This window comes from Acetobacter tropicalis, from assembly GCF_001580915.1.
Lineage (GTDB): Bacteria > Pseudomonadota > Alphaproteobacteria > Acetobacterales > Acetobacteraceae > Acetobacter > Acetobacter tropicalis.
Map to the genome: position 1 here is coordinate 76,069 of NZ_LHZQ01000221.1, position 18,415 is coordinate 94,483.

The following is an 18,415-nucleotide window of genomic DNA, read 5'->3' on the forward strand; positions in this document are numbered from 1 at the left end:
TCATTTCTGTTTTGGCGCAACCCGTGGTTCGGTGCCGTTCAGAATACGGCCAATGTTGGCGTGATGCCGCGCCAGCACCAGAATGCTGATCAGCAACGTGGCCATGGGCTTGGGGGATGCCCGAAAGCTGAACCCATAAAGCGCACAGTTTACCACTGGCATGACAATAAAGGCGGCAATGGCTCCGGCAGAGGAAATGCGGGTAACCCGTGCAACACCCAGCCACGCAGCGCAACCCGCCAGCCCCGTGAGCGGCGAAAGGGCGAGCATGGCGCCCAACCCCGTAGCCACGCCTTTGCCGCCCTTGAACCCAAGGAAAATGGGATAGCAATGGCCCACAACCACCGCCAATGCGGTGACGGAGGTAATGCGGTCTGCAAAGTCTGGCGGGGTCATGATCCATGCGATCAGAACCGCCAGAAGCCCCTTGGCGGCATCCAACCCCAGCGTGGCGGCGGCAAGGTCCTTGCGGCCTGTGCGCAGCACGTTGGTGGCCCCAATATTGCCAGACCCGATTTTGCGCAGATCCCCCGCACCGGCCAGATTGGTCAGGATCAGCCCAAAGGGAACGCTTCCCAGCACGTACCCCAGGAAAGCCATGGCAGCCATAAGCCACAGCGCGTAGGACGGCAGGGCTTCCATCATGCGCTGGTAGCCTCATACACGCGGCGCCCGGCTTTCCATGTGCCGAGAACACGGCCTTCCAGTGGGCGGCCATCGAACGGTGTGTTCTGGGCCCGGCCCGGCAATTTACCCGCTTCCACCAGCCAGCTTTGTTCCGGTGCAAACAGGCACAGATCAGCCGTGGCTCCTTTGGCGAGGGTGCCAGCCGAGGTGCCAAGCAGAGCGGCCGGCTTGTGGGTCAGAAGGGCAATGGCTTGCGGCAGGGTGAGTGTGCCGTCATGAACGCGGGCCAGTGTTACGCCCAGCAGGGTCACCATGCCGGTGCCACCTGTTGCGGCCTGCGCAAAAGGCAGCCGCTTATCATCCGCATCGCGCGGCAGATGGTCGGACGCTATGGCGTCAATGGTGCCATCGGCCAACGCAGCGCAGATTGCCAGACGGTCTTCTTCCGCCCGCAGAGGGGGCGAGAACTTGGCGTAGGTGCGGAAGTCACCAATCGCGTTTTCGTTCAGGTCAAAATAAGGAGGGGCGGTGTCACACGTCACATTCAGGCCGCGTGCCTTGGCCCGACGGATCAGGTTTACGCCTTCCCCGGTCGAGACATGGCCGAAATGCAATCGCCCGCCCGTTAGTTCCGCCAGACGGATATCACGGGCAATCATGATGGCTTCCGCCACCGGGGGGATGCCGGGCAGACCAAGGCGGGTGGCCAGTTCTCCCGCCGTGGCGCAGCCGGAACCGGCCAGAGAAGGCTCTTCCGGGTGCTGCACCACCATAGCTCCGAACCCGCCAGCATAAGACAGCGCCAGCCGCATCAGTTTGGCGGGGTCTATGGCACGTGCGCCATCAGTAAAGGCTACGGCTCCGGCTTCATGCAGCAGGCCGATTTCCGCCAGTTCCTGCCCCTTGCAGCCTTTGGTCAGTGCGCCGTAGGGCAGAATGGTAATGGCGCCAGTTTCCTCCCCACGGGTGCGGAGCAGACGCACCAGCGCGGGGTTATCAATGGCGGGCTCGCAGGTTGGCAGAATGGCAATGGTGGTGATGCCGCCAGCCGAGGCCGCACGGGCGGCAGAGGCGATGGTTTCACGATATTCATGGCCGGGCTCACCAATTTCAACGCGCATGTCCACAAGGCCGGGGCACAGAACCGCGCCCTGACCATTGATAACCTGCGCGTCTTCAGGCGTGCCTTCGGCTCCGGCTTTGTCCGTGGCGTCAACTACGCCATCGCGGACCAGCAGACGACCGGGTTCATCCAGCCCGGAGGAAGGGTCCAGAAGGCGGACGTTTTCAAAAAGAAGGGTGCTCATGCGGAGTGCCTGCTGCGGGTCAGCCGATCAAGCACGGCCATACGCACGGCCACGCCCATTTCAACCTGTTCCTGAATCACGCTCTGGTCTGAATCAGCCACCTGACTGTCAATTTCCACACCCCGGTTCATGGGGCCGGGGTGCATGACCAGTGCCTTGGGTTTGGCTAGCGCCAGCCGCCGGTTATCCAGCCCGTAGAAACGGAAATATTCACGCGCGCTGGGAATAAGGCCGGAAGACATGCGTTCGCGTTGCAGGCGTAGCATCATCACCACATCCACATCGCGCAGGCCTTCTTCCATGGTGTGGAAAATATCCACACCCAGATGGCGGATGGCCCCCGGCACCAAAGTAGGCGGGCCGACCACGCGCACACGGCTGCCCATGGTGGTGAGCAGATGGATATTGGAGCGCGCCACGCGGGAATGGGCGACATCGCCGCAGATGGCTACTGTCAGCCCTGCCAGATGGCCGCAATGACGGCGGATGGTCAGGGCATCCAGCAATGCCTGTGTAGGGTGCTCGTGCGTGCCATCACCCGCGTTTACCACACATGCTTCCACCTTCTGCGCCAGCAGGGCCGGTGCGCCCGACTGTGCATGCCGTACCACCAGCAGATCCGCCTGCATGGCGTTGAGGGTAGCTGCGGTGTCCAGCAGCGTTTCGCCCTTGTTTACGGAAGACTGCGCCACGGACATGTTGATCACATCCGCGCCCAGCCGCTTGCCCGCAAGCTCGAAGGAGGTGCGGGTGCGGGTGCTGTCTTCAAAAAACAGGTTGATCAGCGTGCGGCCCCGCAGCACATCGCGTGGGACCTTGCGGGAGCGGTTCAGCAGGGCATAGCTTTCGGCCAGATCAAGCAACGGCTCGATCTGATTGGGCGTCATGCCTTCCAGTCCGAGCAGATGCTGTGTGTGACGGCCGGAAAAGCTAGCCATTGAGCACGGCTCCGATACGGGCCAGCGTTTCATCCTTGCCAAGGGCAAAGAGGGTCGCGTCGATCCCCGGTGAAGTGTTGGACCCGGTTACGGCAGCGCGCAGCGGCTGCGCAACCTGCCCCAGCTTATGGCCTTCACGCTCGGCAAAGCGGCGTAGGGCGGCGTCAATTTCTTCCGGGGTGAAGTCCGGCACGGCGGCCAGTTCACGCGCCAGACCATCCAGAATGGTGCGGGCTTCCGGTGTCAGCAGTTTTTCCGCCTTGGCGTTGAAGGGCAGCGGCACATGGCGGCCAAGGAAGGCGGCACTGTCCGCCAGTTCAACCAGCGTGCGGGCGCGTTCCTTCAGGCCGGGCATCAGGGCCAGCACACGGGCGCAGGTGGTGTCGTCCGTTGCAACGCCATCTACGGCTTTCAGGCGGTCCATCACATCATTGGTCAGGCGGTCATCATCGGCCTGACGCAGCCATACAGCGTTGATGTGCAGCAGCTTGGCGTAATCCATGCGAGAGGGGGAGCGACCGACGCCGTCCAGATCAAACAGCTTGATCTGTTCTTCACGGGAGAGGATTTCCGCATCGCCATGGCCCCAGCCCAGACGCAGCAGGTAGTTGCACAGGGCTTCCGGCAGATAGCCTTCATCGCGGAATTCCACCACGGACTGCGCGCCGTGCCGCTTGGACAGCTTGGCGCCATCCGGCCCATGAATAAGCGGCAGATGGGCAAAGCGGGGCAGATCCCAGCCCATGGCGCGGTAGATCATGGCCTGACGGAAGGTATTGGTCAGATGGTCATCGCCACGAATCACGTGCGTAATGTCCATGTCATGATCATCCACCACCACGGCATGCTGGTAGGTGGGGGTGCCGTCGGAGCGCAGGATGATCATGTCATCCAGTTCCGCATTGGCTACGCGCACTTCGCCCTGCACCAGATCTTCAATCACGGTTTCCCCTTCACGCGGGGCCTTGATGCGCACGGCGTAGGGGGCTCCGGCTGGAGCTTCTGAGGGATCACGGTCACGCCACATGCCATTATAGCGTGGGGGTTTGCCATTTTTCATAGCGTCCTCACGCATCTGCTTCAGCTCTTCAGGCGTGCAGTAGCATTTGTAGGCGAGGCCTTTTTCCAGTAGCTCCAGCGCCACTTCCGTATGGCGGGGCTGGCGGGTGGACTGGAAAACGGGTTCTTCATCCGCCGTAATGCCCATCCAGGCCAGCCCGTCAAAAATAACGTCTACTGCCTGTTGGGTGGAACGCTCACGGTCGGTATCCTCGATACGCAGGAGGAACTCGCCGCCGTGATGACGGGCAAAGAGAAAATTGAACAGGGCCGCGCGGGCGTTGCCGATATGCAGCAGGCCTGTCGGACTCGGGGCAAAACGTGTGCGGATTTTCGTCATGAGGCGCTTCCTTATCACGCACGGGCGCGGGGAGCCATATGGTCTTGAGCGTTCCGGTGCCTCAGCCTGTGCACGTGGCCTGCCCGGAGGGCGCATGGCTGTTCCGGGTGCGGGCTTCATGCAGCACAGGATGCTGATGCCGGATGCTCCGTTTTGAAGGAGGGCTCCCTGCGCGAAACAATCGTGTTCCTCAAAAGTGATCTCCTTACCGCCGTGACGGCCCTTTTGCTGGCGGAGCAGGGGCGGCTGGTGCTGTGGGTGCCTGTTGGCATGGCGCTGGGTGTGGCGGGATATTTCGGGTTGCGGCAGGAGCCTTCCGTATGGGGCGGGGTCGCTTTGCCCATGCTCTGCATTGGGGCGGCTTTGTTGGGGCTGTGGCGCGGCTGGCAGAGCGTTTGGGGGCGCATAGTGGCTGGTGGCTGCCTCGCGGTTGCTGTGGGGTTTCTGGCGGCGTGGCTTTCAACGCATCGGCATCCGCCCATGCCGGAGCTACCGCGTCGGGCGGTGGAGATAACGGGCACGGTGCAGAGTATGGCCGCAGTAGCAGGGCGGGATGGCGCTGTGCCTGGCCGTATGGTTGTGCTGGCGAACGCCCGGTTCGAGACCTCGCTGGATGCGGACATGCTGCCCCTGAAGCGCACCCTGCGCGTGAAATTGAAGCCCGACGATATGGGGAATCTGGCCCCCGGTGATGAAGTGTGGGTGCGGGTCATGCTGATGCCGCCGCCGTTTCCTGCATTCCCCGGCGGGAGAGACCTTCAGCGGGAGGCATGGTTTGCCAACAGCGCCGGGTATGGCCGGGCTTTGAATCCGGTTGAGCGTCTCAGTGTATCCTCTCGTCAGAGAGGCTGGATTGTCACGGTTCTCGAACCTTTGCGGGAAACGCTGGATGCCCGTATTCGTGTGGTGCTGCCGGGAGCCGTGGGAGGAGTGGCCTCTACCGTGCTGACGGGAGAAAGCGCCAGTGTGCCGCGCGCTGTGCGGGAGGATTTTGCAGCGTCTGGTCTGGCGCATCTTCTGGCTGTGGCCGGGCTGCATCTGGGCTTGGTGATGGGCTTGCTGATGGGGCTTTTCCGGCTTGGGCTCGCCCTGTGGGAATGGGCTGCCCTGCGTTGGCCCTGCAAGGCACTGTCCGCTTTGCTGGCGTTGGTGGGCGGGGCCGGATACGCCATGCTGACCGGGCTGCATCTGCCCGTCATCCGCAGTTTGATCATGGCGTCAATCGCTGTGCTGGGCATAGCGGTGGGCAGGCGCGTTGTGTCTATGCGAGGGCTGGCTTTGGCTGCCGCGCTTCTGCTGCTGATCATGCCGGAGGAACTGCTGGGCGTGGCGTTCCAGATGTCCTTCGCCGCCGTTATGGCGCTTGTTGCCGGTTATGAGGCTCTGGGGCCATGGTTTGCCAGGTATCGGGCGCGGGCAACGGGTATGGCGCACTGGTTGGTATGCCATCTCATAGCGCTGGCGCTCACCAGCCTGCTGGCCGGGCTGGCAACGTTGCCCATCGTTATGGCGCATTTTGGCCAGATCCAGCCTTTTTTTGTGCTCGCCAATTTGCTGGCCGTGCCCCTGATGGCGGTGTGGATTATGCCGCTCGGGCTGCTGGCCCTGCTGCTGATGCCATTTCATGTGGAAGCGATGGCACTGATGCCCATGGGCTGGGGAATAGATCTGGTGCTTTCCATGGCGCATGGGGTTGCCCGATTGCCTGCTGCACGGGTGAGTGTGCCGCACATGCCCACATGGGGGCTTGGGGTCGTGTTGCTGGGGCTCTGCTGGCTGTGTTTATGGCGGCAGCGCTGGCGATTGTGGGGCGTGGTGCCTGTAGCGCTAGGCATGCTGTCCCCATTATTGCTGGTTCAGCCGGATGTTCTGATCAGCCCGGACGGTGGGCTGATGGCGGTGCGGGATGGCGGCCATCTGCTGGTTGCTGGTCGTTCGCGGGATTCTGCGGCTGTGCAGGCTGCATGGGCGCAGGCTTTTGCGCGTGTGCCTGAACCGTTTCCTGTAAAAGGGCAGACGCCTGATGGTGTGCTCAGTTGTGGGGAAGATGGAGATCCGGATATCTGTTTTGTCAGCAAAAACGGGCGAATGGCGTTGCTGCGGGTCGTGGATAAAACCGATGGCATGGCGCGTCTGCCTGACGCTCTGTGCGCTGACATGGATGTAGTGATCAGCAGCGCGCCCCTGCGCGACTCCTGCCCCAATGCGCGCAGGTTGGATCGCTTCTCCGCATGGCGGGAAGGAGCGCAGGCTGTGTATCTGGAAAAGCAGGGCGTGCGCGTCGTGACAGATCGCGCCGTGCGCGGCGCGCGCCCTTGGGTAATGAAACCCGGAGGGCACGGCATGCCCAACCTGCCCCTTGCGCCTTCTGAATAAGGGGAGGAGGGGCGCAAGGGGGTGGGCGGAATGGCCTGCTTTTTCTGAAAAGCCGGAGGGCCTTCTGAAAGCAGGCGGCGGCTTAGTCTTTCACAGTCTCAAACGCATCCAGCGCACGGCTGGAATAGACAAGGGCCGCTCCGGCGTTCAGGGCCACGGCTACGCCCAGTGCCTCGGCAATTTCTTCCTTGCTGGCACCGGCTTTTTTGGCCGCAACCGTATGGACGGAAATGCAGCCGTCACACCGGGTTGTTACAGCCACGGCAAGTGAGATCAGTTCCCGCGTCTTGTCGTCCAGATGTTTGTGTTCTGGCGCAACCGTTTCCAGCTTCTGCAAGCCTTCCAGCGTGTTGGGAGAAAGCTTTGCCAGCACTTTTACGCTCTGGCCCAGATGGGCGCGATAGGCATTCCAGTCGGTCACAATGATGCACTCCTGCTTTTGTGAAAATAACAGGCTAGACTGCATCAGAACGGGCAGAGTCTGTCACGACACGGTTAGGAGAGCCTTACGCTCTTGCGGAGCAGTCCGCCCCCCAGCTATCGGCGTAAGGTATGAACGATATGAGCATGAATAAGGCCTCGGCTTTGTCAGGGCAGGGGCCTCTGGCGGTTTATCAGCAGCGTATCGCTGCGGGTGAGCTGAAGAGCGATCCGGATCAGGCCCGCGTTATCAAGCGGCTGGACCAGTTGTGGCATGAGCTGAGCACCATGCAGCCTCCGCCGCCCCCGCCCAAGGGGCTGCTGGCCGGGCTTGCGCGCCGTATCAAGCCGCCCCCGCCGCCCCAGCGCCCACGCGGGCTGTATATTGTGGGCCGGGTTGGCCGAGGCAAAACCATGGTGATGGACCTGTTCTACAGTTGCGCGCCGGTCAAACTGAAGGAACGCATCCATTTTCTGCGTTTCATGCAGGATGTGCACCAGAAGCTGCATGACCTCAAAGCCGCCAATCCGGGCATGACGGACCCCATTCCGCCGCTGGCCAAGGCGCTTGCTGCCCGTGCTCATCTTTTGTGCTTTGACGAATTTCAGGTGAATGACATTGCTGACGCCATGATTCTGGGGCGTCTGTTCGAGGCCCTGTTTGCCGATGGTGTGGTGATTGTTGCCACGTCCAACACGGAACCGGGTGAGTTGTTTCAGAACCGCCCTGGTGCTGATGCGTTCAAGCCCTTTATCGCCATCATCAAGCGTGAGCTGGACACCGTGGAGCTTGATTCGCCACGGGATTACCGGCGTGGGCGCCAGCAGGACCGCGAGACATGGATTGTGCCTGCCGATGCACAGGCAAAAGCCCGATTGGGCGAGATTTTTGCCCGCTATGCGGAGGGCGAGCAGCCCAAACCCGTCACGCTGGAGTTCAGTGGGCGCACGTTTGAGGTGGATCAGGCGGCAGGCCCGGTGGCGCGCTTTGATTTCAACTCTTTGTGTGGAAAACCACGCGGCCCGAATGACTATCTGGCCCTGGCGAAACAGTTCACGGTGCTGGTCATAGATGACATTCCCAAAATGGGACAGGACGAAGCCAACCTCGCCCGCCGCTTCATAACGTTGATTGACGCCTTGTACGACAACGGAAATCTGCTTTTTGCCTCGGCTGCCGCTACCCCGGACCAGTTGTTCACAACGGGGGAAGGAGCGGATGCCTTTGCCCGTACGGCATCACGTCTTGCTGAGATGAGTAGTGAAAGCTGGCTGGAGCAAGGTGCCAAGGCAGCACAGGCGGCGCATCGGCTCTCTAGAGCGTGACAGCCGGCTCTCTTGTTCCTGCCGCAGGCGCGGTCTAGCAAAATCACAGTGCGGCTGGCGGAGAGAGACCTCCAGCCGAAGAAAAACGAATGTGAGGGCAGGAATGGGAAACGAACCGATACCCACAGGTAGCGCGCCATCTTCCTTTCTGCCCGGACAGGGGAAGGCAGGGCATCCTGCACACAGGTGTGGGATGAAAAAAACAATGTTCCGCGTTTTGTTCGGGAATGACACAACAACTGGCTGCCAGCACAGGGTTGGCCGGCAGCAGGGAGGAGTCTGACATGGCGGCTTCAGATGTGCTTGTCACAGCGCTGAATGGCGCAAATATCGCTTATCTGGCAGATCTGTATGCCCGGTGGGCAAAAGACCACAAAAGCGTTGATCCATCCTTTGATACGCTTTTTGGTTCTCTGGAAGATGAAGAAGCCGCCGTTCTGAAGGACGCCGTTGGCGCATCATGGGCACCACGGCCTTCCATCATCACGGGTGAGGAAAAGGCTGCTCCGGCAAAAGGCGCCAAAGGCGCTGCCGCTGGTGGGCTGGCCGCTGAAGACAGTCTGGCCATTGCCCGTCTGGTGCGTGCGTTCCGTGAATATGGTCACCTTGAAGCCAAGCTGGACCCGTTGGGGCTGAAAGAGCCGACAGCACGGGAAGAGCTGGACCCGGCAACATACGGATTTGCTGAAAAAGATCTGGGCCGCGAAGTTTATATCGGTTCCCTGCTTTCTCCGCTGCTGGACGGTCCTTCCGCCAAGGTGAGTGACGTTGTGGACGCTCTGCGGGGTGTCTATTGCCACAGCATTGGTGCGGAATTCATGTATGCCCGCAACCATGAACAGCGCGAATGGCTGCGTAAGCGGCTTGAAGGCGATAACTGGCAATCCAGCGTGACGGTGGATGAGCAGAAAGCCATCCTGAAAAATCTGACGGAAGCAGAAGGGTTTGAAACCTTCTGCCAGAAGCGGTACGTGGGCGCCAAGCGCTTCGGGCTGGAAGGTGGGGAAATCTCCATTCCGTCCCTGCATGCTATTATTGATCAGGCTGCTGCGCAGGGTGTTTCCTCGGTCACCATCGGGATGGCGCACCGTGGGCGTCTGAACACGTTGGTGAACGTGGTGCGTAAACCCTACGTTGCCATTTTCAATGAATTTGCCGGTGGGTCTTTCAAGCCGGACGATGTTGCTGGCTCTGGTGACGTGAAATACCATCTTGGCTCTTCCACAGATGTGGAAGTGGGTGGTCATTCCGTTCATATCGCCCTGCAGCCCAATCCGTCTCATCTTGAAGCGGTTGATCCTGTGGTATGCGGCAAGGTGCGCGCCATTCAGGACGATGCCGGAGATACGGAAAACCGGTCTGGCCATATGGGGATCATCATTCACGGTGATGCTGCCTTTGCCGGGCAGGGCGTGGTGTATGAAACCCTCTCCATGTCCCAGCTTAAGGGATACCGCACAGGCGGCACCATCCATATGGTGGTGAACAATCAGGTTGGGTTCACCACCAACCCTGAAAATGGACATTCCGGCATTTACGGCACGGATGTTGCCAAATCCATTGAAGCCCCGGTGCTGCATGTGAACGGTGACGATGCCGAGGCGGTGATTTACCTCTCCCGTCTGGCACAGGATTACCGGCAGGCTTTTGCCAGTGACATCATTCTGGATATCGTCTGCTATCGCCGCCATGGGCATAACGAAACGGATGAACCCGCCTTCACCCAGCCGGTGATGTACAAGGCCATTGCGGCGCACGAAACCCCGCATACCCTGTATTCCAAAAAGCTGGTGGCTGCTGGGGTGGTTTCTCAGGATGAAGTGCAGGCCCAGTGGGATGCCTTCTTCAACAAGCTGGATGAAGACTACAAAGCTGCGCAGTCCTACAAGGTGAACAAGGCGGACTGGCTTGAAGGTGGCTGGTCCGGTCTGATTGCGCCCACCACGGGCAAGGTGGAAGCCGCTTATCCGGAAACCGGCATGGCGCTTGATAAGCTGCGTAAAATTGGCGCTGCTATCTCCAAGGTTCCGGATGATTTTGATCTGAACTCCAAGATCGCCCGTCAGCTCAAGGCCAAGGCCAAGATGTTTGATACGGGTGAAGGGTTTGACTGGGCAACCGGTGAAGCAATGGGCTTTGGCTCGCTGCTGCTGGAAAACCATCGTGTTCGTCTTTCTGGGGAAGACTGCCAGCGCGGCACGTTCAGCCAGCGTCACGCAACCCTGATTGATCAGACCAACCAGTCTCAATACACGCCGCTGAATCATATTCAGGACGACCAGGCGAAAATTGAAATCTGGAACTCCTTCCTTTCAGAATATGGTGTTCTGGGCTTTGAGTATGGGTATTCCCTGCGCAACCCCAAAACGCTGGTGCTGTGGGAAGCCCAGTTTGGTGATTTTGCCAACTGCGCACAGGTGATTATTGATCAGTTCATTGCCTCGGGTGAAACCAAGTGGTTGCGGATGTCCGGTCTGGTCATGCTGTTGCCGCATGGATACGAAGGCCAGGGGCCGGAACATTCTTCCGCCCGTCTGGAACGGTATTTGCAGCTTTGTGCAGAAGACAACATGTTTGTCTGCAATATCACCACGCCTGCCAACTACTTCCATGCCCTGCGCCGCCAGTTGAAGCTGGATTACCGCAAGCCGTTGATCCTGATGGAGCCGAAATCTCTGCTGCGTCACAAACTGGCCGTGTCTGAACTGTCCGATTTCGGACCCGGCACGCGCTTCCAGCCGGTTCTGGGTGAGATTGATGCGCTGGGCCCGGATGCCGATATTGATCGCGTGGTGATCTGCTCGGGCAAGGTCTATTATGATCTGCTGGCCGAACGCCGTGAAAAAGAACTGAAAAACGTTGCCATTATCCGGCTTGAACAACTCTATCCGTTCCCGGAAAGCGCGCTGGCTGAAGAGCTGAAACGCTACCCGAAAGCCCAGATCATCTGGTGCCAGGAAGAAACGGAAAATGGTGGGGCCTGGCATTTTGCAGACCGCCGGATTGAAAAGGCACTGGTCGCGGCGAAACATCAGGCTGGCCGCCCGCAATATGTGGGCCGTGCCGCAGCAGCCAGCCCGGCAACGGGGCTTGCGCGCATTCATGCCACAGAGCAGGCTGATCTGGTTGAAAGGGCCCTGGGTTTGAAGAAAACGGACTGAAACACACCGTCTGGGAAGGCCGCCCGCCCCGGTGAGGGCGGGCATGAACAAGCCAGTAAGGGTGGGAATAGAAAAGACCCTGCTGGTGTCTGTTTGAAGGAAATGGGGATAGAGGATGTCAGTCGAAATCAAGGTGCCGACACTTGGTGAGAGCGTAACAACTGCAACAATCGCCAAATGGCTGAAAAAAGCTGGCGATACCGTTGCGGCGGATGAACCGATTGTTGAGCTTGAAACCGACAAGGTGAGTGTTGAGGTGTCTGCACCACAGGCCGGGGTTCTTGGCGCGGAAGTGGCCAAGGAAGGGGATGAAGTGGAAGTAGGCGCCCTGCTGACCACGCTTGAACCCGGCGCAGGTGCACCGAAGGCAGCCGCCAAGAGCGCACCGGCTGAAAAACCTGCTGAAAAGAAGGCTGCTCCTGCTGCCTCTGCTCCGGCAGCCGCTCCGGCTCCTGCAAAGGCCGCTCCGGAAGTTGATGCCGCTGCGGCACTTCCTGCTGCCCGCAAGCTGATGGCGGAAAACAGCCTGAGCGCCGAGCAGGTTGGCTCTGGCACGGGTCTGAATGGCCGTATTACCAAGGGTGACGTTCTGGGCTTCCTGTCCCAGCCGCCGGTTGCGCAGCAGAAAGCTGCCCCCAAGCCGCCGCGTAATGATGACCCGCGTGAAGAACGTGTGAAAATGACACGTCTGCGCCGCACCATTGCCCGCCGCCTGAAAGATGCGCAGAACACGGCAGCTATCCTGACAACCTTCAACGAGGTTGATCTTTCCAACGCCATGCAGATGCGCGCTGAATATCAGGATGCTTTTGTAAAGAAGCATGGGGTGAAGCTGGGCTATATGTCCATTTTCTCCCGCGCTGTGATTGCTGCCCTGAAAGAGTTCCCGGCCATTAACGCCGAAATTGACGGTGATGATGTTATTTACCGTGATTTTGTGAACCTGGGCATTGCCGTGGGTGGCCCGAACGGGCTGGTGGTTCCGGTTATCCGCGATGCGGACAAGCTGAGCTACGCCCAGATTGAAAAAACCATTGCAGGCTTTGGCAAGGCTGCACGGGAAGGCACGCTGAAGATTGATGATCTGGCAGGCGGCACCTTCTCCATCACCAATGGCGGTATTTACGGCTCCCTGCTGTCCACCCCCATTCTGAATGCACCGCAGTCCGGTATTCTGGGCATGCACTCCATTCAGGAACGTCCGGTGGCAGTAAACGGGCAGGTCGTTATCCGCCCCATGATGTATATTGCTCTGTCTTATGACCATCGGATTGTGGATGGTAAGGAAGCGGTCAGCTTCCTGGTGCGTATCAAGCAGAATGTGGAAGATCCGCGTCGTCTTCTGATTGACGCCTGATTACGCGGAACGGGCCGGGTATGATGTCCGGCCTGTTCTTTTTTCATCTGACCCTGAACGCTAAGCGAGACGAAATTCATGCCGATTGAGATCAAGGTTCCTTCCCTGGGAGAAAGTGTCACAACCGCCACGGTGGGGAAATGGCTGAAGCAGCCTGGTGATGCGGTCAAGGCGGATGAGCCGATTGTTGAGCTTGAAACAGATAAAGTCAGCGTTGAAGTGCCCGCTCCGGCAGACGGACGGCTGGAAAGCCATGCCGTAGCCGAAGGGGATGAAGTGGATGTTGGCGCGGTTCTGGCGACGCTGGAAAAAGGCGCTGCTGGCAACGCGGCTTCTGCAAAACCGGCGGCTGCCAAATCTGCCGCGAAAAGCGATACCAAACCGGCGGAAGCCCCCAAACAGGCTCCCAAGGCTGCCGCACCCGCTGCTGATGCGCCCACGCAAACCGATTACGATGTAATTGTGATTGGTGCTGGCCCCGGCGGGTATGTCGGCGCCATTCGCGCCGCACAGCTTGGCTTCAAGGTGGCCTGCGTTGAAAAACGCGCCACACTGGGCGGCACCTGCCTGAACGTAGGGTGTATTCCCTCCAAGGCGCTGTTGCAGTCTTCTGAAAACTTCCATGCTGCAGGCCATGATTTTGCTGCCCATGGGGTGGTGATTGACAGCGTGAAGCTGGATCTGGCCAAGATGCAGGCCCGCAAGGCGGATATTGTTGGTGCCAACGTGAAAGGGGTTGAATACCTCTTCAAGAAAAACGGCATCACATGGCTGAAGGGCCACGGCAAGGTTGAAGGCACTGGCCGTATTACGGTGGACGGCAAGCCTGTTACTGCCAAGCACATCATCGTTGCTTCGGGTAGTGATAGTGCCAACCTGCCGGGTATTGAAATTGATGAGAAGGTGATTGTTACCTCCACCGGCGCGCTGGAACTGTCATCCGTGCCCAAGCGGCTGGTGGTGATTGGTGGCGGTGTGATCGGCCTTGAACTGGGCAGCGTCTGGAGCCGTCTGGGTGCTGACGTGACAGTGGTTGAATTCCTTGATCGGCTGGTGCCGGGCACGGATAATGAAGTGGCCACCCAGTTCCAGAAACTGCTTGTAAAGCAGGGCTTCAAAATGAAGCTGGGCCATAAGGTCACTAAGGCTGAAAAAACCAAAAGCGGTGTTGTGCTGACGGTTGAACCCTCTGCCGGTGGTCAGGCTGAAACGCTGGAAGCCGATGTGGTTCTGGTTGCTGTGGGCCGCACGGCCGCCAGCAAGAATATGGGTCTGGAAGAAGCCGGTATTGAACTGGATAAACGGGGCCGTATTGTTGTTGATGCCCATTACGCCACCAATGTTCCGGGCATTTACGCCATTGGCGATGTGATTGCTGGCCCCATGCTGGCGCATAAGGCTGAGGAAGAAGGCGTGGCTTTGGCCGAACTGCTGGCCGGGCAGGCCGGGCATGTGAATTATGATGCCATCCCTGGCGTGATCTACACATGGCCGGAAGTAGCTTCCGTCGGCTTTACGGAAGAGCAGTTGAAGGAAAAGGGTACCGAATACAAAATCGGTAAATTCCCCTTCATGGCAAATGGTCGTGCCCGCGCACTGGGCATGACGGACGGCTTTGTGAAGGTTCTGGCCTGCAAGCAGACCGACCGCGTGCTGGGCGTGCACATTATTGGCCCGTGTGCTGGTGAACTGATTGCTGAAGCCACCATGGCCATTGAATTTGGTGCTTCTGCTGAAGACATCGGCCGTGTCTGCCATGCGCACCCGACACTGAGCGAAGCAGTGAAGGAAGCAGCTCTGGGGGCCGATGGTCGGTCTCTGAATATTTGACGATTTCCTTCTTTCTGGAAGGAATGCCATAATCTTCTGGCATGAATGACAGGAGAGACGTGGCATGCAAGGCGTAAACTGTCCGACACTGTTTTTGCTGGCGGGCAGTTTGCTCCTTGCTCCGGCTACCGGGTGGGCTACTGCACAGCAGGACGTACCCGTAGCAAGCCCAACACCTGATAAGGAAAAGGGCCAGCCTGCTCAGGCGGATCAGGAAGGTGCTCCCTCACCAGCACTGCCTCCGCCGGTAGAAGCGCCTTTGCCGATTGATCTTCCTCCCTTGCCTGTTCTGAACGAAGACGAAGCACGGGAAGAAGCAACACGCCTGAATCATGATTTCCGACATGAAGTGCCTGTGGCTTTGAAAGTGCCAACGGTGCGTAAGGAAGCATGGATTGCGCTGGCCCAGAAACAACTGGAGCTTGCCTCTTATCCGCTTGATCGCCCGCAGGTGCTGGTCATTGTGGACCGTAATCCTGCCGTGCAGCGCTTGTGCCTGATGCTGGCGCTTCCTCACAGTTCAGATTGGCAGGTGATCGGCAGCACCAAAGTCTCTACTGGCACCACAGGCCGAAAATTCTATTACATCACCCCAACTGGTGTGTTCGTGAACACAGCGGATATTCTGGGCTACCGCGCACTGGGTACCAAAAACGCCAACGGTATTATGGGTAACGGCATCAAAGGCATGCGGGTGTGGGATTTTGGCTGGCAGTGGGCCGAAAAAGGCTGGCTTCCATCGCGTGAAAAAGGGCAGATCCGTCTGGAGATGCATGCGACCGACCCTGTGTATCTGGAAAGCCGGTTGGGGCATGTGGCGTCTGAAGGGTGTATTCGTATTCCGGCATCCCTGAACGTGTTCATTGATAAACATGGCCTGATTGACGCGGAATATGAGCGTATGGCGACGGTTGATATTCGTTTCCGGGCGTTGTTGCGCAAGGATCGTGTGGCCTCGCCGCTGGCAGGGGCTGCGGTGGTGGTGGTGGATACATCCGATATGCCGGAAGTGATGAACGTGAATACTGCAGATGCAAAAGCCGTAACGCACCGTCCGGGTGTAAAAGGGTGATGATATGTGGCGCACAAAGCCGCTTTTGGGTCGTGATGGTGGGCTTAAGCACTGTTCAGTCAAAACTTTTGTAGCAGTGGTGCATTAAGCGTGGGGTATGCCCGGTGCCGCCATCACGGGATGAGGGAATGCCTAGCAGGCATCCCGAGATGAAGATGGTGCCGTATCAAAAAAACGTTATAACAAAAACCAAGTGGCATCAGCAGAACGTGGAGATCCCCTGAATATGACAACCACACAGCTTCCGAGTGACCAGGCGTTGCTGGCCAGCCTGAAAACCATTGTCGGCCATCATCATGTCTTGACGGGTGAAGCCGAAACATACCGTTTCCGGCATGGCTTTCGTTTTGGGGCAGGAAACGTTCTGGCGGTTGTGCAACCGGGAACGCTGGTTGAATTGTGGAAGGTGGCGCAGGCTTGCGTGGCTTCCGGCAAGATTATCATCATGCAGGCCGCCAACACTGGGCTGACGGGTGGTTCCACGCCGGATGGTAATGATTATGACCGCGAGATTGTGCTGATCAGCACCCTGCGATTGACGGGTATTCATCTGATTGGTGAGGGCAAGCAGGTTGTCTGCCTGCCGGGTGCCACATTGTATGAACTCGAAAACAAACTGACGCCGATCGGGCGGGAGCCGCACTCGGTTATCGGGTCGTCCTGTATTGGTGCGTCTGTGCTTGGTGGGGTGAGCAACAATTCCGGTGGGGCGCTTGTTCAACGCGGGCCCGCTTATACGGAAATGGCTGTGTTCGGTCAGGTCGGGGATGATGGGGTGCTCCGCCTTGTTAACCATCTGGGCATCCAGTTGGGCAATGACCCGGAAACTATTCTGACCAAGTTGCAGAACGGCACGTTCAGCGAAGCGGACATCGACTGGAATGCAGGCCGCGGGCACGATGGCAATTACGTCACCCATGTGCGGGAAGTGGATGCGGATACGCCCGCCCGTTACAATGCTGATCCGGGCCGGTGGTATGAAGCCGCAGGCTGTGCAGGCAAACTGGTGGTGTTTGCTGTGCGGCTGGATACTTTTCCGGCCAACAAGAATTCTTCCGTTTTCTATATCGGCACGAACAGCACGGATGAACTGGAAGACCTGCGCCGCCATGTGCTGACAGCATTTGATGAACTGCCGATTGCGGGTGAATACATCCATCGCGATGCGTTCAATATTGCGGAACAGTATGGCAAGGACACGTTCTTTGTCATTCGCAAATTTGGCACCAGTTTTCTGCCGAAGATGTTCGCCATGAAATCCCGGTTTGATATCTTCACCAAACAGTTCGGATTTCTGCCTGAAAACCTGAGTGATCGGATCATGCAGGCGCTGAGTGTGCTGATCCCCAGCCAGTTGCCTGACCGGATGCTGGATTACCGGGATCGGTTTGAACATCATCTGATGCTCAAGGTGACGGAATCCCTCACACCCAAGATGCGCGCTTATCTGACCGAGTATTTTGCAAAAGTGACGGGCGAGTTCTTTGAATGTACGCCAGATGAAGGCACTCGTGCGTTCCTGCATCGCTTTGCGGCGGCTGGGGCTGCGGTGCGATATCGCGCCGTGCATCATCGGGATGCGGAAGACATTGTGGCGCTGGATGTGGCACTGCGACGGAATGACCGTGAATGGTTCGAGACGCTACCTCCCGAAATTGAAGATAAGCTGATCGTCAAACTCTATTACGGTCACTTCCTTTGCCACGTGATGCATCAGGATTACGTGGTGAAGAAGGGGTACAACGCGGTTGCTGTTGAGCACAGCATGTTGCCGGGGCTGGATCAGCGTGGCGCGCGTTACCCTGCCGAGCATAACGTAGGGCATCTGTACAAGGCGCCAGACGATATGGTGGCGCATTATCGCAGCCTGGACCCCTGCAACTGCTTTAACCCCGGTATTGGCCAGGCCACCAAGAAGAAAAACTGGGTGGCGGAAAGCGTCTGATCTGCCCGGAAGAACGCTGTGGGGTAGAGCCTGCTTACCAGCCGGAGAGGCTGGCTGGTGAGGAGGAGAGGAGTGGTCTGACGGGGGAAGCCTTCAGCAAGAAGCGCCAGACAAAGCTGGCCAGATAAGGCCGAAACGTCAGACAGAAAAAAAGCGTGCAGGGCGAACCCGGCACGCTTTTTTCATATCAGGGCCACGTCAGACTTCCCGCCATGACAACGGGAGAGCCTGTGTGGTCTGGGCTGGATTACAGGCCAGCAGGAACCTTGCCGCCGTTTTCAACCAGCTTCTGGCGCACTTCCTTGATCAGCCACACATTCATGGTGGCGGAATCATTGGTGTCACCCGTGTAGCCTAGTTCACCAGCCAGCTTCTTGCGAGAGTCCAGAGAGCTGTCCAGCCCGAGGAGTTTCAGCAGATCAACAATAGACTCTTTCCAGTTGAGGTTCTGGCCATTTTTGGCAGCCATGTCGCTCAGAACGGCGTCAATGTTGACAGGTGCGCCAGCCGGCGGGGTGGCGCTGGCAGCAGCTTCAGCCGGTGCGCCAGCAGGGGTGGCGGCGGAGGCTGCGGCAGTGGCGCCGGTGGTGCTGTCAGGGGTGGCAGCCTTGGCGTGGTGGAAAATGGAGGAAAGAATGGAGCCGAAAATGCTCATGC

Annotated in this window: 14 protein-coding genes; 8 read left to right on the forward strand and 6 right to left on the reverse strand. The window is 58.7% G+C overall.

Annotated features, from left to right (window positions below):
* Genes plsY through gltX form a run of 4 tightly spaced genes read right to left on the reverse strand, consistent with a single transcriptional unit; the run spans nt 1 to nt 4,271 of the window.
* Nucleotides 1–642, reverse strand: coding sequence for a glycerol-3-phosphate 1-O-acyltransferase PlsY (gene plsY / locus AD944_RS14405; protein ID WP_082741239.1), 642 nt, complete (start codon nt 640–642; stop codon nt 1–3).
* Complete coding sequence (locus AD944_RS14410; RefSeq protein ID WP_045542384.1) at nt 642–1,934, reverse strand: dihydroorotase; 1,293 nt, start codon at nt 1,932–1,934, stop codon at nt 642–644. Before AD944_RS14410 ends, plsY begins: the two co-directional genes overlap by 1 nt.
* Nucleotides 1,931–2,872 carry an aspartate carbamoyltransferase catalytic subunit gene (locus AD944_RS14415; protein WP_006558571.1) on the reverse strand — a complete coding sequence of 314 codons (942 nt, stop codon included), beginning with the start codon at nt 2,870–2,872 and terminating at the stop codon, nt 1,931–1,933. Before AD944_RS14415 ends, AD944_RS14410 begins: the two co-directional genes overlap by 4 nt.
* A complete protein-coding gene (gene gltX, locus AD944_RS14420; protein ID WP_045542383.1) occupies nt 2,865–4,271 on the reverse strand; it encodes a glutamate--tRNA ligase in 1,407 nt (468 codons plus the stop codon). Before gltX ends, AD944_RS14415 begins: the two co-directional genes overlap by 8 nt.
* Between gltX and AD944_RS16870 the strand changes: the two genes are divergently transcribed.
* Together AD944_RS16870 and AD944_RS14425 are read left to right on the forward strand one after the other, a co-directional pair.
* Nucleotides 4,270–4,428: a hypothetical protein gene (locus tag AD944_RS16870; RefSeq protein WP_156477262.1), complete on the forward strand. Its 159-nt coding sequence runs from the start codon at nt 4,270–4,272 to the stop codon at nt 4,426–4,428. The genes gltX and AD944_RS16870 overlap by 2 nt on opposite strands.
* Nucleotides 4,425–6,647 carry a ComEC/Rec2 family competence protein gene (locus AD944_RS14425; RefSeq protein ID WP_082741222.1) on the forward strand — a complete coding sequence of 741 codons (2,223 nt, stop codon included), beginning with the start codon at nt 4,425–4,427 and terminating at the stop codon, nt 6,645–6,647. Before AD944_RS16870 ends, AD944_RS14425 begins: the two co-directional genes overlap by 4 nt.
* A gap of 82 nt (nt 6,648–6,729) precedes the next feature.
* Here the strand turns inward: AD944_RS14425 and AD944_RS14430 are convergent, their stop codons facing one another.
* Nucleotides 6,730–7,068 (reverse strand): carboxymuconolactone decarboxylase family protein, encoded by a 339-nt coding sequence (locus tag AD944_RS14430; protein ID WP_045542424.1) that lies wholly within the window; start codon nt 7,066–7,068, stop codon nt 6,730–6,732.
* A 131-nt stretch (nt 7,069–7,199) separates the two neighbouring features.
* Between AD944_RS14430 and zapE the strand changes: the two genes are divergently transcribed.
* The 6 genes from zapE (at nt 7,200) to dld (ending at nt 17,758) form a co-directional block, all read left to right on the forward strand.
* Nucleotides 7,200–8,393 carry a cell division protein ZapE gene (zapE, locus tag AD944_RS14435; protein ID WP_006558576.1) on the forward strand — a complete coding sequence of 398 codons (1,194 nt, stop codon included), beginning with the start codon at nt 7,200–7,202 and terminating at the stop codon, nt 8,391–8,393.
* A 284-nt stretch (nt 8,394–8,677) separates the two neighbouring features.
* Entirely contained in the window at nt 8,678–11,554 is a 2,877-nt protein-coding gene (locus AD944_RS14440) for a 2-oxoglutarate dehydrogenase E1 component (protein WP_045542423.1), read from the forward strand.
* Between the two features lie 115 nt (nt 11,555–11,669).
* The gene (gene odhB, locus AD944_RS14445) at nt 11,670–12,911 is read left to right on the forward strand and encodes a 2-oxoglutarate dehydrogenase complex dihydrolipoyllysine-residue succinyltransferase (RefSeq protein ID WP_006558578.1); all 1,242 of its coding nucleotides are present in this window, start codon (nt 11,670–11,672) and stop codon (nt 12,909–12,911) included.
* Between the two features lie 78 nt (nt 12,912–12,989).
* A complete protein-coding gene (gene lpdA, locus AD944_RS14450) occupies nt 12,990–14,741 on the forward strand; it encodes a dihydrolipoyl dehydrogenase (protein ID WP_045542382.1) in 1,752 nt (583 codons plus the stop codon).
* A gap of 64 nt (nt 14,742–14,805) precedes the next feature.
* Nucleotides 14,806–15,813 (forward strand): L,D-transpeptidase, encoded by a 1,008-nt coding sequence (locus AD944_RS14455; RefSeq protein WP_045542381.1) that lies wholly within the window; start codon nt 14,806–14,808, stop codon nt 15,811–15,813.
* 226 nt (nt 15,814–16,039) lie between these two features.
* The gene (dld, locus tag AD944_RS14460) at nt 16,040–17,758 is read left to right on the forward strand and encodes a D-lactate dehydrogenase (protein ID WP_045542380.1); all 1,719 of its coding nucleotides are present in this window, start codon (nt 16,040–16,042) and stop codon (nt 17,756–17,758) included.
* Between the two features lie 247 nt (nt 17,759–18,005).
* Here dld and AD944_RS14465 read toward each other — a convergent pair whose 3' ends face one another.
* Nucleotides 18,006–18,413, reverse strand: a complete 408-nt coding sequence (locus tag AD944_RS14465) for a DUF3597 domain-containing protein (protein WP_006558582.1) — start codon at nt 18,411–18,413, stop codon at nt 18,006–18,008.
* Nucleotides 18,414–18,415: the final 2 nt, after the last annotated feature.